Below are 18,433 nucleotides of genomic sequence, written 5' to 3'. Positions count from 1 at the left end.
ACACCCTAAATAATCTTAGGGCTGAAGATAAAAAACTATTTTAAACAATATAATCATGAGCAAATTAGCTGTCTAAATCAACCAATTGATGGGCGATTTTATCCAAATCCGGCACCATGTATAGCGTGTTATCAATCATAACCGTTTGAAATAGATAGGATAGCACAACATCTTCTTGTACGCGTTCCTGAACATCATCGATTTTGTCATCTGTTTTAATGAAATGGTCAGGCAGGTCGATATCTTTGACATCAGAGATACGCGCCTGAAGTTGGCGTAGCTCGCCTGCTGTCTGTAGCGCAATACGGTGCGCAGAGGTATTACCTTCTAAGACAATCATTTTGTCCGGCGTTTGATGGCGCGGCATTAGATGGAAGACAGCGACTTCTTGTTGTTGCCATTCATAATTCCATGTATGTTCGCTACATTCATCGACATTCAAAATTAAACTGCTAGGAATAATCCAATCCGGTTGGTCAACAGCGGGGACAATCGTCACGTCGAGCATACCATTATTGGTGGTCAGTAAGCTCACTGCCTCAAACGAATGCTTTAAAATCTGTTTCATAAGTCGCTCACAATAAATGAATCCGAAGAGGCGCTTGCCGCCTTTTCAGCAATATAATCGGTAAGTCTTTCTGCTAATGCTATAGGGCTACCGACAAACTGACAATACCCTGAATCAATAATCGCTTGCGGCTGACTCGAGCAAGTACTTAGACTTGGGTCTTGCGCCCACAATTGACTGTCATTATCTTGGATTAAATCCAGATACTGCGTACCATCGTTACCCATACCGGAAAAGATAATATTGATAAGCTCACTGCCATAAACATCGCTGGTATTTTTAAGAATTTGACCAATAGCAGGTTTATAGTCGCCCTCCCACGCTTGATCTAACAAAATGATACGCCCAGTTGAATCGCAAACTATTTGTTTATCAATCGGTACAATCAAACATTGACCAGCACGCAAGCGCTGCGAGGAGGTAATCAGCTGACAACGCCACTCATTATGGCGGTTTAATATACGCGGTAGGGTACTAATCATGGTTTGATTAAAATGATGAGCTAATAAAATACTCACAGGTAGTACAGGTGACAAATGGTCTAAAAATTCTTTGACCGCACTAGGCCCGCCCATAGAAGCACCTAAAAATACCACATAATGCCAATCTTTGGCTTCATTTTCATAGGCAGTATTTTTCTCATACGGGATATTATCGACTAGCATGGGTAAAGCCAGCATTTGAGCAAGCTTACGCTTTAGTTTACGCTGCCACTTGGCATATTGCTGCGCCTCGTTGAGATACGGCGCTTGACTAAAACCTACTAAAACGGCGGTAGGTTTGGAAGCGGCTGTCGCTAGCGCCATATCATTATCATAATCGCCGTCGATTAGCCAAATATCGATAGGCACTGCATAGCTCTTGAGTTTTTCTTGCAACTGTACCCGTGATACGCAGTCGACCAACTGTAAACCACAACTACGCACCGTATCAGAAAAAGCCATACGCTGCTGATGGTCTTCTGCGACTACCAGCACTTTGATATCGCTTTTATGTTTATCTTTTAGCGTCATCGTACTTAAACTATCCTTCATTGACTAAGCTAGCCTCTTTACCTAATAGGGTTTCAATCTTACTAAGCAGCTGATTTTCTTGGAAAGGCTTGCCCATATAGTCATTAACCCCAATCTCAAGCGCACGCTCACGATGTTTTTCACCCGTACGCGAGGTAATCATAATGATAGGCAGATGTTGCAAACGTCTATTATGGCGGACTTGGGTTGCGACTTCGAAACCATCCATACGCGGCATCTCGATATCGAGTAGCATCAAGTCTGGCGTTGTCTCTTGTAGAATCTCAAGCGCATCGATACCATCTTTGGCAAGTACCACATTGAAACCTTGACGCTCCAAGAAACGTGAGGTGACCTTTCGTACCGTGACCGAGTCATCGACCACTAAGATAGTGGCTTTAGCCTCTGTGCTACTACGCCCTGTAAGCACAGGTTTTACTACTTCTTTCACTAAAGAGGCATTACGCATCAATGCAATCAAATCAAGGATAAGCATTACCGAACCGTCACCCATGATGGTCGCCGCTGAAATACCTGATAAATTCGAGAACTGTTGCCCTAAAGGTTTTACCACCACTTCAATACGCGAGCCGGCGATTTGATCGACCTGTAGCGCCATATTCTGTCCACTACGGTTTTTGATAATGATAAGTGGCACGCTGGTATTGGTATTGACGACTAGCTCATTTAACTTATTACCAGATAAAATCTCATTTAAATAACGAACACGATAATCTGTATCTTCAAAATTAAGCGTGGCGGCGCCTGATTGATAATAGTCGTAAATCTTTTCTGGATTGATACGTACCACACGCTCAATCTGCACCAGTGGTATCGCATAATAACGGTCTGCAGCGCGCACTATCAAAGCATCAGAGACGGCAACGGTAAGTGGCACACGCATCGTAAAGCGAGAACCTTTACCAAGTTCCGATACCACTGATACTGACCCACCTAACTGACGAATCTCACTGATCACAACGTCCATGCCGACACCGCGACCTGATATTTGCGTGACTTGCTTACTGGTAGTTAAACCGGCATTAAAAATATACTGCATGATATCAAGGTCGCTTAGCGAGGTATCTTCTGCATCAATCAAACCTTGAGAAACAGCTTTATCACGTACCGCCTCTACATCAATTCCGCGCCCATCATCGGTTAATTGAATGATGATTTCACTACCTTCGCGCAGTACCTCTAAAGTAATTTTTCCACTACGCTCTTTGCCCGCCTCTAGGCGCGTTGCAACCGTTTCAATCCCGTGATCGACAGCATTACGTAACATGTGCTCAAGCGGCGAGGTAATGCGCTCTAAAATGGTTCTATCCATTTCATCATCAGCATTGATAATCTTTAGTTCAACCGACTTATTCAACTCGTTGGCCGTCTGACGTACGATACGCTCAAGCCTTGGCGTTAGACGGGTAAATGGCACCATACGCGAGTTCATTAAGCCATCTTGCAGCTCAGTTTGCGTGCGCGATAGCTGTAGCAACAGACTTTCACTATCTCGCGTTTTTTCTAATAAAGTATTGTTAATGTCTACTAAATCCGACGCCGATTCTGTCAAGGATTTTGACAACTGATTCAACGAAGAATACTGATCCATCTCTAGAGGATCAAAGCCTTCATGATTGACCAATTCGTCATCAATTTGCGATAAAATCTGCGCTTCAAGCTCAATCTCCATTCGGCGTAACTGATCCGCCAAACGTTGTACGGTCATGCCCATCTCTTCAATACTATTGGTCAAGCTACTCATGCCCATATCGATACGCGCACGGTTAATCGCCGACTCGCCCGATAGATTAATCATGTGTTCAATCAGGCCACCTGAGATACGAATCATCTCATTATTATTGGTGTTTTGTTCTTGCTCAGCAGTATCAGCCACCATCAGTGGCATCTCACTAATATCCTTTTGAATATAGGTCGATTCTTGCTTTTCTTTCGCCAGAAGAATGGCGTCACGCTGCGGTTGCAATGACTCTTTTGGTATTTGCTTTAAACTATCTGGATTTTTACTAAACTGCTGTAATGCTTCAATCAATAAATCAGGGGTTGGAGGATTCACCTGCTGCGATAAAATGAACACGGCATCTGCCAGCCAATCATGACAAGCAACCAAAAGCTCTAAGACTTTTTTGGTAGCAGGACGGCGACGATCGACAAAGTCGGTATAAACAGATTCCATTTCATGGGCAAGATTCGCAATACCACTTGCAGTAACCATACGTGCGCCACCTTTCAGAGTGTGTAAGTCACGCTGTAGCGCCTGTAATGCGACCATATCGCCCGCATCACTTAAGAATAGCTGCAGGTATTCGTTACGGTTGGTCAGTGCTTCTGCTTCTTCTAAGAATACCTCCACGATATCAGGATCTGGTAAGCCATTTGCCCATGATTGCTGAATGATTCTATCTAGACTTAAGCTATCTGTGGTTTTTTCTATACGATAGGTATACTCATCGGCCAGTATTTTCGTGTCAGCCTCAACATGATTTTTTGGCATCGGCACAATAAGTTTTACGATCTCTGGAAGTGCGGCTGCCTTTTCAAATTGCTGCAGCTGCTCAATCAGCTCAGGCGCAAGAAACGATTGTTGATAGCGGACAATGTGTGCTACTTGCAATGACAGCGTGTCTTGTACGACTTGCATAATCTCAAGCCACTGCGCAGTTGGCACTCGTCTTCTTTCTACAAATGCTTCATAAATATTTTCAGCCTCATGGGTCAGGTCACCAATACTACGGATACCTGCCATACGTGCGCCACCTTTGATGGTATGTAGGTGACGTTGTAAGACTTTTAAAGTATTAATATTGCTGATGTCAGCACGCCATTTACTAAAGCTATCATTAAGCGCATCATCAAGCTCTTGTGCTTCTTCCAAGAATATTTCTAGCAGCTCAATATCGGTATCAATGGTCTCAAGCTCAAGCTCTGATGCAGCGATACTCTGTACGCTAGCATTAGCCTCTGAATCCGTATGAATGTCTAGATCTTTAATAACCACTTCATCAGTATTGTCGTCGCCTTGAGAAATACTTTGTAATTGCTGTAGCACTTGCTCATCAATTTTTAACGAGGTGCTACCCGCTAAAGCATCAAATAAACCGACTAACTGCGCATGTCCCGCGAGTAAGACAGCTTGGATATCACTATCACCAGACTTTTCAGAATGATGACTTAAATAAGCATAAGCACTACCCAGGTCGTTGAGAATGGTGGTAAATTTCGGGAAATCTTGGGTCTTGCTGGTTAAATGTTTTATTTGTGAAATTTGCTGCGCTATATAAGCTTTAACTTGCTCGCTTTGTGGATTATTAAAAGCGGCTTCTAGCTGCCATTCCGCATCTAGCAATTCATTGATATTATCATCCAACAATTGGTTTATCGTTGGCTTACCATCAGCTGTTGTCTCATGATCGTTGATGACATACTGCTCACCAAGTATGGCTTGCAAAGAGGCGATGTCTTGCTGACTTTGCATATCCTCTAACGAAACATCCTGCTCTTGAACATTTTGCTTATCATTATCCAGTTTATAATTATCTAAATAGCCCTCAATAAGCGTCACAGACTGAGCAAGGGCTTTTAAATGCTGTGCATTCATTGGCGTATCTTGCTGCTGTAGCTGCTCTAAACTTTGCTCTATCGTCGCGCCAACATCACTAATCGCTGTCAATGCGCTAGAGCCAGACGCTGCCCTTAAAGTATGAAACGCCCGCACAATCTCATCACTCACCGCAACAAAAGGCTCATCCTGATGACGAATAACAAAGTCGTTAATACTTTCTAACAACTCTTCTGCTTCTTCAATGAAAATATCAAAAAAGGCTTGTTCTTCTTCAGTTTGTGGCGTCAAAACAATCGGGGCTTCTGCCATTTTTTCATTTACTGAATGAATGGTTTGCAACATGCTGTCAATTTTATTGGTGCTATCGGTTTTATCGAGATTCTCAACATTACTGTGGTCAGCATTGCTCTCATCCGCAAAACCATCCTGAGCACTTTGATTTGTACTTGGTTCAGAAGACTGTGCAGGATTGCTTAGTAATTGTTGGTACAACGCAGGATAACTGAACTCATCACCAAGCTGCTTGCTATAAGCCTGAGCACACGCGACCCATAACGGCATGATAGCGGGGTAATCTTGGCTGTTATTTTCAAAGGTAGTTAACAATATAGGATAAGCGGCTAATACATCGCCAATCAGCTGCTGGATATCAGTCGAAGCTGTAATGCTATTGTCTAAAATACGGTTAAGCATATTTTCTGTCGACCACGCCAGCTCAGCACTGGTATTAGCGCCGACCATACGTCCCGAACCTTTTAAGGTATGGAAACCGCGACGAATATCAGTTAACTGGGTTAAGTCATCAGGAGTAAGCTGCCAATGCTCATATAAAGGAACGATTTCCTCTAAGACCTCATTGGCTTCTTCTAAAAATATCTCTTTAATATCAGGATCGGCATCGTCGGCATCTATCGGCAACGGCTGGGCTGCTGACATAAATGGTTGCAATGCAGCAGGTATTTCTAACTCTATTAATGAGTTAGAAATATTTTTTTCAGGATCTTGCACAGCGTGGTTCAAACCATCAACTGTAAATGGGCTATCTATTTCCTCAATGTCTAAGCTTGCTTCATCTGACAATAGAGTTTCTTCTATTAAAGAACTGTCTTTCTCAATATCAGCTATAGAAGATATTACTTCAGATTTTTCTAACCCCGTATTAATAGGTTGCTGGCTCATTAAATTATTGCTTTGTACAAGCGTAATCGCAGGATCAAAGCTTGGTGATTTCTGTGCTTCAAAGTCACTCAGCATCATTGGTAGACGTTTGGTGGTTTCTATGACCAGTTCGAAGACTTCATCGGTCACTGGCAGTGTTTTGTCTAGCAAACGATTAAGCAGGTTTTCAATAGACCATGCCATCTCACTGATGCTAAAAGCGCCAACCATACGCCCTGAACCTTTCAAGGTATGGAAGCCTCTGCGTACTTCTGTTAATGGCGTCAAATCTTGCGCATCTTGCTGCCAAATTGGTAAGAAGTCTTCCAAATCAGCAACAACCTCTGTAACCTCTTCAATAAAAATCTCACGAATATCTTCATCGATATCAAAGTTATCAGGCTTAAGCTGGCTACGAGCATTTAACAAAACAGCGCTTTCTGTTTTATCATTGCTACTAGAGTCATTAAGATTATTGGCGTTATCATTATCATCGCTATTAACCTCAGTTTCTGAAACTGAGTCAATAACACCGTCATCATTGATAATAGGAGCAATTTCACCGCTATCGTCGTAGCGCAGTACATCATTTGCAGCCAGTCTCTGGGTCAAAAAAGTATCATTAATCGTTTCAGGCGCGTCGATATAGCCACTAAGCAATGTATTCGCTTTATCAATATAGGTATTTGCTTGTTCTAATAAGGATTGATCGAAAACTTGCACTTGCTGCGCCAAATAATCGAGTAATAACTCAATAGAAGTCAAACCCTCCGCCAGCGATTCAGTGACATCCCAGCTGAGCACGTTAATCTTATGGGTGCTTAATTGTTCAAATATATCGGCTATTTTATCTGTCGCTTGACCAATTTCTGGCAATCCCATACTATCAAATGCTTGGCTGATTTTAGTGAAATCTGCCGAGTTTAATAATAGCTCTAGTTGCTGACGTTGAATATAATCACTAAAGCCTTGTTTAAGGTCTTCGACCGCAATACGTAACTCGCGCAGCTCTTTATCACTGGCATTAATTTGGCGGCTAGTTTCTGCTTGTAAGCCATCTTCGACACTAGAAAAATCACTCTTAGCAACAACTCCAGAAAAAGAAGTATAAGAAGCAGCATTTCCTATCTTACTAGCAATAACTTGCTCGGTATTGTAGATAGCATCGTATAACTCTTGGAGGCGACGCTCAATTTGCCCCTGTTGCTGTGTATATTCTTGCGTATGTTCTTGCGTTGATGCGGCTTCTGCAGATAAGCTTTGTTTTATATCAGTTAGGATTGAGCTAGCCTGTGACGCAAACAGTGTCCAACCGCGACTCTCAAGTTGACTGCTTATTTTTTGTAGCGGTTGTAATAGAGTATGAGGTTTATCAAGGTTAAAGATAAGGGTTTCAATATTACTTAATACGCGAGGTAAAAAACGTGACTCCGTATCTAACTGCGACACGTTATGCAGGATAGCTTGAGACTGTTCACTATTAGTAACAAGGCTACTTAACTCAATAAAAATATTTTCTATTGAGTTATTAATAACACTGCTCGCTATCTGATTTTGATGCGCGCAGTACTCTATCAGCGTATCTAACTGGCTTAATAACCCAGCATAATGCTTAGGTAACGGGCTATCATTATGGGCTAGGTCATGTAGCCAAGTTTCAGTCAAATACCAAAGACGCTGTAAATCTGCATCTGCTGTGGTTTGCCATAAATAGCGGCTGACCTTTTCTAAAACAGCCAATATCGAAGAAGTATTGCTGTTAGCTGCTAGCAATGCCTGTACTTTCTGACGCCAAACCAATAACAATTGCTGATATTGCTCACGGTCTAAATTCGCTGTTGCTGTAATAGCAGGTAGGTGAATATCAAGGTATTCGTTATCTAGAGCGCTAGTAGAATGCTCATCTTCAGCGTGCAGCAATGCAAGATGATCCGTCGCTATATTAAAGTGGGTTAAGACTTGTGTTAACTGCGACGAGACTTTATTGACCAAAACAGTATGGTACCCACCTGTACGCGCGTAGTAGGCAATCTCACGCGCAAGCAGTCGATGAGCCATCTGAGCGATACGGCTTGTATCTGTACCAAATCTAGCTTCAACACCTATTTCAGGGTTATGTTTAAGGTCTGCTTTTGAATCAAAACGACCCGCTGCTGTTAACAAACTTAGCTTGTTGGCTAAGCTTGCCAAGGCAGGCAAGTTAATCATGGTTAAAGCGCCACCAATCTGATGATAGCTTGTTGCTATCTCTTCATAATCAGCGCTTTTTTCACCTAATTGCCAGCCATCAACTACTTGTGATAATTGCTGATTAAACAGTGGTAATAACCACTCAAACGTCACCATGTCATTGGGCTGGTTCTTCATAGATGTATCCTAACTCGTCTAGGCGTTAATTTAGGCACTGATTTTTTGCCACGCATTAATCTGTGGGTGCGCAATACGGCGCATGTTTGAAGGACGCCAAAATAACGCCTCACCTGGAGCCAATATAATATAACCACCTAGCGCACACTGTTCTGATAGCCGTGCCAAAATATCGCGCTGATCAAACTTACGAAAATAGAGGAGCATATTTTGGCAGACAACCACTTGTTGTAAATGCGGCGTTGGTGGGGTTTTATCAATAATGTTGTGCAAAGCAAAGCGCACATGCTGTTTTAAAGCTGGCATCACCTGCCAGTTTGTAAGAGCACTGTTTTCCATCGTTTTTTTAGTAGCCACAGGAGAAAAATATAATTTTTCAACCCCGCTTACTGGATGCAATGGTTGGATAAACTGCTGACATTGTGAGGGAATTAAATCTCGCTGCTTTTGTTCATACTGCCCTAAGCGGGCTTTTTTTAATGCCTGCTCACTGACATCAGTACCTAATATGCTGTAATTGGTCAGCTGCTTTGCAGCCAAACTCATTGCCAGCGACCAAGTTTCTTGCCCGCTAGCACAGCCGACGCTCCAAATACGAAACGACTCATCAGCGCGGATATCATCGCTAATATTAGCAAGTCCTGTAGCAGTATGACTACTGACACTATCATCAATTAGCTGCTGCCTCTGATACTGCAAAGCATAATCAGTGACAAACTCGATAGAAGGTTGATGGCGAAAAAAGCGACTTTCATGAATCAGCACTTTATCCAATAATTGCTGACGCAGCTCAAAATTAATGGGCAACTGATTCCACAGCTGTATGATAGTCAAACCATAATCTACTGCTGTTTGCGTGATGGCATTGATCAACCATCTACGCTGGACATTCGGTAATATGAAGCCAATCTCTTGCTCTATATAACGTTGCCATTGCTCGGTATCAAAAGCAGCATTATCTTTTAAAGCCTCTGCTGCTAGAGCGTCAGCTTTATGAAGGATAGGACTGAATTTTTTAATATGATTATTCATGTGACCTGCTATTAATAGAGTTGCCCTAAGTAAGATAACGACTAGAGCAACTATTTGGTTAACATTTCAATATAAAAATCATAAATTAAGAGCGGTTAATTACATAGAAAATTGCTTTTAAATGCTATCTGAGACTCTTTCATCAATATCTACATACTCATCGTCATTCTGTTCTTGTTCCAACTGCTCGTCATCATTAGAAATCTTGAAGCCTGTTACCGACTCTTGTAGTGCAGCCGCCATTTCACTGAGCTCACCAATAGAGCGAGCTGTCGCCATCGAACCTGATGAGGTTTGCGAGGTAATATCTTGAATGATATTCATCGTATGCGAAATATGACCTGCAGACTCTGCCTGTTGCATAGCCGCGTTGGAGATGTTTTGAATCAGGTCTGCCAAAGTATTAGAAACAGTTTGCACCTCTTCTAGTGCTTCACCGGCATCTTTTGCCAAACGGGCACCACGTACCACCTCAGAAGTCGTTGATTCCATCGACATGACCGCTTCACTGGTATCTGCTTGAATGGTTTTTACTAAGGTTTCAATCTGCTTAGTCGCATTTGCTGAACGCTCAGCTAGACGCTGAACTTCGTCCGCAACAACCGCAAAGCCTCGACCCGCTTCCCCTGCCATCGATGCCTGAATCGCCGCGTTCAATGCCAAAACGTTGGTTTGGTCAGCAATATCGTTAATCAGACCAACGATATCACCAATCTCTTGCGAAGATTCGCCCAAGCGTTTGATACGTTTTGACGTCTCTTGAATCTGATCACGAATAACGTTCATACCTTCAATTGAGCGCTGTACAACTTCTGCACCGTTATAAGCAATGGCAACTGAACGCTGTGCAACCGTTGCCGATTCTGAGGCGTTGTTTGAAACTTGGTCAATTGATACCGTCATCTCATTAATAGCAGCTGATACCCCAGCAATTTCTTGTGCTTGGTGCTCCGATGCTTCAGCAAGCTCAACCGCATTCATCTGCGTTTGCTCTGAAGACTGCGATACGCGATCAGCCGTGCTGTTAATAACCAGTACCAGTTGGCGTAATTGGTCAATTGCGAAGTTAACAGAGTCAGCAATCGCGCCGGTAAAATCTTCTGATACGGTTGCATTCACCGTCAAATCACCATCTGCTAAATCGCCCAACTCATCCAATAGACGCAAAATTGCAATCTGGTTACGCTCATTCTCTTCTTGAATTTGGCGCGCACGCTCAGATTCTGCTTCCGCTTCTTGGCGACGACGCAAAGTCTCTTTTTCAATCAGTAAACGTTCTGAGCCGCCTCGTTGTTTTAGTAATTGGTATAAAGCAAATAAAATGCCCAGCACACCTACAACAAAGACAATCACCGGTAATATGACTGATTGATTAAAATTGGCTAAATATTGACTGACCGATGACAAGGAATTGACCAGCCAAAACAGACAAGCCACGCTCACTAAAGCACAAAGCCCTAATAACAGCTTCCATTTACTATTAGCATCTGTCGTTGTTTTATTCGTACTAGCTACAGGGTTGTTTATAACATCACTCATCGTGCCTATTCCTTTCAAACAATCGTCAAAGTCTTATCGTGACTGACTCTGAAATCATATTGTCATCAAAACAACAGTGATTCGCAAAGCCTGTATGAATGCTGACATATCATCGAATCATGCCAGCCTTTGTTGCTTTCTTCTATCAGCCTTTTAACAAACAAGCCGATGATTAAAATGGATGTTTGTTAAAGTTTATATATTTACTAAAAAAAGATATTTTTTAAAAAAATTAGGTAGCAAAAACAGTTAGGTACTAAAAACTATTATATTGCGGCATCGGTATATTGCAGATCCTGTGCCAATAAACTTGGCATAAACACATACCAATCCTGCTCATCTTTAAAAAATTTACCATGATTATAAGGTGCAAATGGTGAGCTAGACTCAAGCGCTTCTGGACGGTATTGATCTTGCGTAAACTGCTCAATACCTAGCACCTTGTCTACCAGCAATCCTGAAAACATATTGTCATGGTCAATAACAATGACTTTACGTTGTGCCATTTGCGATAACTGACTAGGTACTTGTAAAAACCGCGACAAATCGGTTAAAGGTAACAAGCGCCCACGAATATTGGCGATACCAAGCATCCAAGGCTTTACTAAGGGCAAGCTGGTATATTCTGGCATAGTCAATATTTCTGATACTTGGCCCATTGGCGCTACTAAACGCTGACCACCGATCTCAAATACGACCCCTTGCCAATCAAACTCTTTGCCGCCGCGGCGACCACTTTTGCGCGCGCGGGCTAAGTCTGCTATGCGCAGCAGCTCAATAAATCCTTTGGATGCCACAAGCTACCCCATTACTTTACGAATTATCTGGACCAGACCACTTTCATCAATCGGTTTGGTAATATATTCTTTAGCACCTTGACGCTTACCCCATACTCGATCCGTTTCTTGATTTTTGGTACTAATCATAATAATAGGAATATGAGCGGTCGTTTTACCACGTGTAATCTTACGAGTTGCCTGAAAACCGTTCATTTCAGGCATCACTACGTCCATCAAGATGACATCTGGTAGATGATCAACGGCCATCTGACAGCCTTGCTCACCATTTGTTGCTTCTAATACTTGATAGTTATTTTTAGAAAGCATGTCGCGAAATTTCGCCATCTCAGATGGTGAGTCGTCAATGACTAAAACAGTAGTCATAGGTGTTTCCTTTATTTTCGATGATATCCATTAGGATATATTGTTGAGACGAAACGATTAAAATAAGTTGCTTTGACAATATCTTTTTACAAATTTACTTCTATTTCTACGCTTAACGATATTGGTTAATCGCCTCGAAAAGCTCATCTTTACTAAAGGGTTTGGTCAAATACTCATCAGAACCGACAATACGGCCACGGGCTTTATCAAACAAACCGTCTTTCGACGACAACATAATTACCGGCTTGCTAGAATAATCTGGATTGTTTTTGATCAATGCACAAGTTTGATAACCATCTAGACGTGGCATCATGATATCCACAAAAATGATATCTGGATTATGATCGACAATCTTAGCCAAAGCATCAAAACCATCAATCGCAGTGACCACTTCACAGCCAGCTTTTTGCAACAAGGTTTCTGCGGTACGGCGAATGGTTTTTGAGTCATCAATCACCATTACTTTTAAACCTTCAAAATTATTTTCCATTATCTCTATCCTATTAACGACTATTTATTCATGGCGCTATCTATCATTACAAACTAATTATCACAAGCCATCAATCTAATCTATTGAGAAAAAGCTCTCAATACATAGGCTTTCAATAAAAATATGTAAGCGCTTATCTCAATTTATCAATCAGCTTGTTTCATCTAAAGATTAACAGCAAATTCTGTATCCGGATCGATCATAATAGCTAGATTTTCACCATCAGCATCTGCCTATTTACTAGGGCATTACCATCCGTCACTATACGCACTTTATGATAAATTATCTTAGCGAATTGCGCAGTATTTTAGGTGCTTTTAGGCTGTTATGATAGCGATAGCAGCAATGAGTAACGATACTAGTTAGTCATTGACTCAAACCCTACTGAACTAAAAAATCATCTTTGTTATTGATATATAATTAAGTAGAAGCTGACTTCATCTAATACGGCATGGCTTTAATCAAACGATTGATAGCTACAGGACTTAGTTTTGCTATATCTCAAACATTATATAGAAATAGCATGTACCTTACCGAATAATTTTCTTTTGTCATAAAAATGTATCAATATATTTTGTTATGTTCCTTTTAGCACAGTTATAGTGTCTTTTCCAGTCATTTAATGAATTTATGTTCAAATAAATTGGTGTAAATTCATCACTCTAGCGATATTCTTCTTATTTATATCTTATATCCTTGTCGTTTTCTAGCAGTGCTATATTTAACTTAGAAAATTCAAATTACAAAAGGCAGCGTAATTATTTCACCGCAGCAAGTTTCACTATATAATAAAAATTCGTTGATAAAGGTGATTGGTATGATAGGTTCTGCGGGTACAAAAGGCTTAAACGCTATATTTTTAGCTTCTAACCCTCTAAAAAAGAGCGGCTATCTTTTAAGCGCTTTACTCATTGTCGCCTGTCAGCCTTCCCCGCCTACCTCTGAGCCGGTCACGGCCGAAAATAGCGAAGCATTTAATACGCCACTTTTGATACGCGCTGATAGCATCACGATGACTCGGGATCATATCTTAAGTGTCAAACCAACCCGTTATCAGCCAAGCCTTGGGTTAGAAGGACATATTGAACCTATTAAAAAGGTAAATTTGCTTGCTGTGCAGGACCTGACTGTCGAACAAGTATTGGTAAAGAAAAACCAATGGGTAGAAAAAGGGGCGCCGTTATTTACGGTTCGACGTCTAGCAACGTCTATTACACCAACAAGCGCCTCTCAACAGCCGACTAATGAAGCAGCCTCTACAAATCCAAAACCTACTATAGAAGATAATAACAACGCTGATATTAACTCTAAGCAAACTGCCATTGATAAAGCCAAAACGTCAGCAAATGATAGCGTTATGGATAATATGCAAGCTGAGGTAAAAATAGCAGCAAATAATAATAAGACAAATCCACAAACTAACCACATAGCTAGCAATGATAAACCAAATAATACTCAAGTGCTTAAAAAATCAGAGCAATCATATAGCTTGATTACGGTACGGGCAAGTTTTTCGGGTCGTGTAGAAAAGCTCTATATTAAAAATGAGCAAAAAATAGAAGCTCGCCAGCCTTTATTAAATCTCAGTGATGAGACGGAACTGCATTTTATCGCAACCCTGCCCATTGAGGCTGAATCGCAAATCTCTGTCGGGCAAACGGTCAACTTTACTGCAGAAGGCTTGATAGATGAATTTACTGGACAGGTTAGTAAGCTGACCGCCACTGCGCAACCAAAGCAGCTATTGGTTTATGTCAATGTGGTTGATAATGAAGTCAGCCGCCACCAAATACGGCCCGATATGAAGGTGACAGGACGGGTTGACTACGGACAAATAGAGGTCGGGACTATTGTTCCTAAGCGCGCACTTCATGATGTTGACCTAACCGTGCTACACAAACCCCCTTATAAACCACTGCGCCCTTTGATCGCCAACGTCTGGATTATCAAACAAGACCAACGTTTGACGCACCAACCTGTTGAAGTCATCGAATATGACCCATTGACCGAGCAGTATTTAATCGCGGGTATTACCAATGACAGTTTGATTTGTTTGGCAAATTTACCGGTTGAATCTGAAGGCAAAAAAGCGGTGGTGTCATAAATGCCAAAGCCAGTAGTTACATTGTGTAGAAACATTAACAAAGCATGTCTTGTTTAATAACATCCTGTTTAGGCAATATAGCGTATGCTAGCAGTGATTCAGCATTGATTAAAAATTAAGGGCGTGCTTCTTTATAAGAGCAAATTTATAAAGGCAGAATTTATAGAAAAGCAATTTATACAGAATTACTTTTAGAGCAGTATTTTTAGAGCCATTTTAAACAAACTATAACAACAACTAGAGGAAAAATTATGAGTAAGCAGATTTTGTTAATTGAAGATGATCCAGATTTAGCCGAGTTAATCAGTGATTATCTGACCATGAATTATTACGATGTACACCATGCTGGATTGGGTCAAGAAGGTCTTGAGTTATTGGACGCCAAAGAGCGTGATATCGATTTGGTTGTCTTAGATTTGATGCTTCCTGATATGGATGGGATGCAAGTTTGCCAAAAAATACGTGGCAACAAGAACAATATGACCAATAAAGTGCCGATTATTATGCTAACGGCAAAAGGCGATACCACTGACCGTGTACTCGGTTTAGAGATGGGCGCCGATGATTATATCTCGAAGCCGTTTGAGCCGCGTGAATTACTGGCTCGTATTCGTGCCGTTATTCGTCGTCATGAGCAGCCAAATCAAGCAGACAGTCAATCGGACAGCCTGACTTTTGGTCGTTTAAGCGTCTTTCCTGACAGCCACGAAGTCACTATCGATGATCAACCAGTCCGTCTAACGACGCATCAGTTTCAATTGCTGCATTATTTTGCCACCCATTCTGGTAAAGTACTAAACCGCGAGCAATTGTGGCAAGCGATGCCAAACGATGACAGCTCAGACAATATTGATCGCGCCATTGACGTGCATATTTCGCGTTTGCGTGCGCTGATTGAAGACAATCCACGTCAGCCAAAACGTATCATTACTGTACGCGGTGTCGGTTATCAATTTGCCACCGATCAAGTTTAATTGCTAGATAAAATCAAACGGCATTAGGCTAAGCGATAGTTGCAGTAAAACCAATAAAGTGGTTATGAGCGTTTGATAATAGAGATGATTTGATGCAACAGCTGGGTTTTCGTTCTGTTTTTGCCAAGCTATTTGCCAGTGTCATGCTGGCACTTATCTTATTTGCGGTAGCGATGGTTTTATTGACCCAGTTGGTTCATGATAAAGATGCTGGTATTCGTTCAGAAATTTTAGCCACGCAAATATTGGGTCAAATCGACCCCTTCTTGCACGAATTAAATATCGCCGTTAGTAATGACAACCGACTACAAGCACGCTTTATGTTGGCGGTAGTCAAAAAAAGCTTTGATATTTTTGATGAATCGTTGCAAGCAAAGATGGGTTTGTATGACAGCGACGGTCATTTACTGATGCAAAGTGATAACAGCGATTTGCCGTTAGAACTGCCTGCGCCGCCCTCTCTATTAGCACGCGTTTTTCCATCATTTGCTGAAACCTCTCCAACCAAGCAAGCCCAAGTTTATAGTAGTACGGGCTATACGCTATTATATGAATCACGCCTACCACCTAAGAAACCTGTACTTTCCGCAGCATTAAACTTATTTACTGGTACTTTATTGCTGCTCATTATTATGGCAGGTGTGCTTTGGTGGATTGCGCGTACTATTACTTGGCGTATCAATCAAATGAGTCAGCAGATGGCTGAACTTGGTGATGGCGACTTTAGCGTGCGCGTCAATGCCCGCGGTAATGATGAGATTGCATCACTCGCCCGCGGTTTTAACCAAGCAGCACAAAAAATCGAACATCTTATCAATGCTAATAATCTGCTATTGGCGCACGCCTCGCACGAGCTACGCACACCTATCACCCGTATCCGTTTGCAGATAGAGATGATGGATATGCTGGCTGGAGCATTGCCGAGTGATACCAAAGAAAAATTTGATAAGCGTGCGCAAGCGATCAATCGTGATTTGTCTGGATTGAATGATTTGGTCGAAAGTATTTTGCTCGTTAGCCGTTTAGACGCCGGTCACGCCCTACAGCAAGTTGAGCAACTGGACTTATATGATTTGGTCAATCAAGAACGGCAGCATTATTCTGAAACGACCTTAATTGGTGAGCACATCGTCATTGATGGGCAATCATCCATGCTCACTCATTTAATTCGCAACCTGCTGACCAATGCCATGCTGCATGGTAAGCCGCCTGTCACCGTATTACTTTACGGCGTACAAACCTTGGATGAAGCCAATGACATCCCTGACTTCCTACTGCAAACCATACTGTGCAGCAGTTTTGTCGATTATAACAGCTCAGACTTTGATTCTTATGAGGAAATAACCCAAAACGTCAACCAGCTTGAGAATGTAGAAAACGCTATTACCAATGACGATTCTATTGACGTTAATGACAAAAAATCTAAGCCAATGCCAGTAGAGGCAACGGAAGTAGCGTTATTACCCGCCCCTGCTATTTATAAAAATGGTGAAAACATCATTGCTGATACTGAGATTGATGACAATGTTGATAGTGATGACGATAATAGCGTAAGTACTGATAAATTACAGTCATCAGAAGTTGTTGACGTACCTAGTAATATAGCCAGTGATATAAGCAGCGCCATAAACAATGATTTGAAGAGCGCCGATGAAGCCGAAACCATTTTCGAGCCATCGTTAATATCTAATTACCAACGCTTAACGAGCGATTTAACCGATAAAATCAAAAAAGTTATTTGGCGTGCGGTTCCTGAAAATCAGGAGATATCACTTCTCAGTATTGAAGACAATGCTATTAATAAAAACGCAGAAAACACCGGTAAAAATAATAGTGTTGAGAAAGATGACTCTAAGGGCAATAATAAAGAGAACGCCAAAGATAATGGCGAGACAGCAAATACACCACGTAAAGAAGGCTTGTTTAGTAAGCATCTAAAGAAAGCAAAACCTGAACCAACCCGCCCACTACCAAAATATGCCGTAATGGCAGTGATTGATGAAGGCGAAGGTATCCCTGAAAACAAACGTGAGGAAGTCTTTAGTCCTTTCGTACGTCTACAGCAAAAGAATAAAGGCTCAGGGCTTGGCTTATCGTTGGTTGCCCAGATTGTGACAGCTCATCAAGGGCGTATCCTCACCGACACTATTAATGGTCACACACGATTTTTAGTGGTACTACCCGTCAAGCACGATCCTCATTATCATCATGACAGCCGTGATTAACACTATAATTAATCATTAACACGCTTAGTCTTAAAAAACTCAGTATTGACAAGGTCGGTGGCAAAAACTTACGGCTAACAATGATGATCGAAAATACATTCCAATGTCCATGCATCTGTCATAACTCTTCTTTATTTCATATAAGTTAGTTTGAAATCACGGTAAATTTATACTCTACCTATCTCGATTGCTTGGTTACTCAATAACGTGCAAGCTA

General features: G+C 41.6%; 10 protein-coding genes and 1 pseudogene. 3 read left to right on the top strand and 8 right to left on the bottom strand.

All coding sequences use genetic code 11. The features are described from left to right. Positions 1–64: 64 nt before the first annotated feature. The 8 genes and pseudogenes from JMX13_RS02215 to pilG form a co-directional block, all read right to left on the bottom strand. Entirely contained in the window at positions 65–568 is a 504-nt protein-coding gene (locus JMX13_RS02215) for a hypothetical protein (RefSeq protein WP_201609323.1), read from the bottom strand. After that, positions 565–1,602: a chemotaxis protein CheB gene (locus JMX13_RS02210; RefSeq protein WP_201609321.1), complete on the bottom strand. Its 1,038-nt coding sequence runs from the start codon at positions 1,600–1,602 to the stop codon at positions 565–567. The genes JMX13_RS02215 and JMX13_RS02210 overlap by 4 nt, the downstream gene beginning before the upstream one ends. After that, entirely contained in the window at positions 1,592–8,689 is a 7,098-nt protein-coding gene (locus tag JMX13_RS02205; protein ID WP_201609319.1) for an Hpt domain-containing protein, read from the bottom strand. The genes JMX13_RS02210 and JMX13_RS02205 overlap by 11 nt, the downstream gene beginning before the upstream one ends. A 30-nt stretch (positions 8,690–8,719) precedes the next feature. Next, positions 8,720–9,721, bottom strand: coding sequence for a CheR family methyltransferase (locus JMX13_RS02200; RefSeq protein WP_201609318.1), 1,002 nt, complete (start codon positions 9,719–9,721; stop codon positions 8,720–8,722). 201 nt (positions 9,722–9,922) lie between these two features. Beyond that, positions 9,923–10,927, bottom strand: a pseudogene (locus JMX13_RS02195) (methyl-accepting chemotaxis protein); the annotation flags it as partial. 599 nt (positions 10,928–11,526) lie between these two features. Further along, a complete protein-coding gene (locus JMX13_RS02190; RefSeq protein ID WP_201609316.1) occupies positions 11,527–12,057 on the bottom strand; it encodes a chemotaxis protein CheW in 531 nt (176 codons plus the stop codon). Positions 12,058–12,060: 3 nt separating this feature from the next. Further along, positions 12,061–12,423 carry a response regulator gene (locus JMX13_RS02185; RefSeq protein ID WP_201609315.1) on the bottom strand — a complete coding sequence of 121 codons (363 nt, stop codon included), beginning with the start codon at positions 12,421–12,423 and terminating at the stop codon, positions 12,061–12,063. Positions 12,424–12,535: 112 nt separating this feature from the next. Continuing rightward, positions 12,536–12,913 carry a twitching motility response regulator PilG gene (pilG, locus tag JMX13_RS02180; RefSeq protein WP_201609314.1) on the bottom strand — a complete coding sequence of 126 codons (378 nt, stop codon included), beginning with the start codon at positions 12,911–12,913 and terminating at the stop codon, positions 12,536–12,538. An 817-nt stretch (positions 12,914–13,730) separates the two neighbouring features. Between pilG and JMX13_RS02175 the strand changes: the two genes are divergently transcribed. The 3 genes from JMX13_RS02175 (at position 13,731) to JMX13_RS02165 (ending at position 18,216) form a co-directional block, all read left to right on the top strand. Continuing rightward, positions 13,731–15,017, top strand: a complete 1,287-nt coding sequence (locus JMX13_RS02175) for an efflux RND transporter periplasmic adaptor subunit (protein WP_201609312.1) — start codon at positions 13,731–13,733, stop codon at positions 15,015–15,017. 251 nt (positions 15,018–15,268) lie between these two features. Further along, complete coding sequence (locus tag JMX13_RS02170; RefSeq protein WP_201544465.1) at positions 15,269–15,991, top strand: response regulator transcription factor; 723 nt, start codon at positions 15,269–15,271, stop codon at positions 15,989–15,991. Between the two features lie 92 nt (positions 15,992–16,083). After that, entirely contained in the window at positions 16,084–18,216 is a 2,133-nt protein-coding gene (locus JMX13_RS02165; RefSeq protein ID WP_201609311.1) for a sensor histidine kinase, read from the top strand. The last annotated feature ends 217 nt before the right edge of the window (positions 18,217–18,433 follow it).

The organism is Psychrobacter immobilis, from assembly GCF_904846285.1.
In the GTDB taxonomy this organism is placed as follows: Bacteria; Pseudomonadota; Gammaproteobacteria; order Pseudomonadales; family Moraxellaceae; genus Psychrobacter; species Psychrobacter immobilis_D.
Note: the sequence above shows the minus strand (reverse complement) of the source record. Positions and strands in the feature narration are given on the sequence as shown.

Coding starts and splice junctions, on each gene's coding strand:
- JMX13_RS02175 (WP_201609312.1), top strand. CDS start 13,731: ATGATAGGTTCTGCGGGTACAAAAGGCTTAAACGCTATATTTTTAGCT.
- JMX13_RS02215 (WP_201609323.1), bottom strand. CDS start 568: ATGAAACAGATTTTAAAGCATTCGTTTGAGGCAGTGAGCTTACTGACC.
- JMX13_RS02170 (WP_201544465.1), top strand. CDS start 15,269: ATGAGTAAGCAGATTTTGTTAATTGAAGATGATCCAGATTTAGCCGAG.
- JMX13_RS02210 (WP_201609321.1), bottom strand. CDS start 1,602: ATGAAGGATAGTTTAAGTACGATGACGCTAAAAGATAAACATAAAAGC.
- JMX13_RS02200 (WP_201609318.1), bottom strand. CDS start 9,721: ATGAATAATCATATTAAAAAATTCAGTCCTATCCTTCATAAAGCTGAC.
- JMX13_RS02205 (WP_201609319.1), bottom strand. CDS start 8,689: ATGAAGAACCAGCCCAATGACATGGTGACGTTTGAGTGGTTATTACCA.
- JMX13_RS02185 (WP_201609315.1), bottom strand. CDS start 12,423: ATGACTACTGTTTTAGTCATTGACGACTCACCATCTGAGATGGCGAAA.
- JMX13_RS02165 (WP_201609311.1), top strand. CDS start 16,084: ATGCAACAGCTGGGTTTTCGTTCTGTTTTTGCCAAGCTATTTGCCAGT.
- pilG (WP_201609314.1), bottom strand. CDS start 12,913: ATGGAAAATAATTTTGAAGGTTTAAAAGTAATGGTGATTGATGACTCA.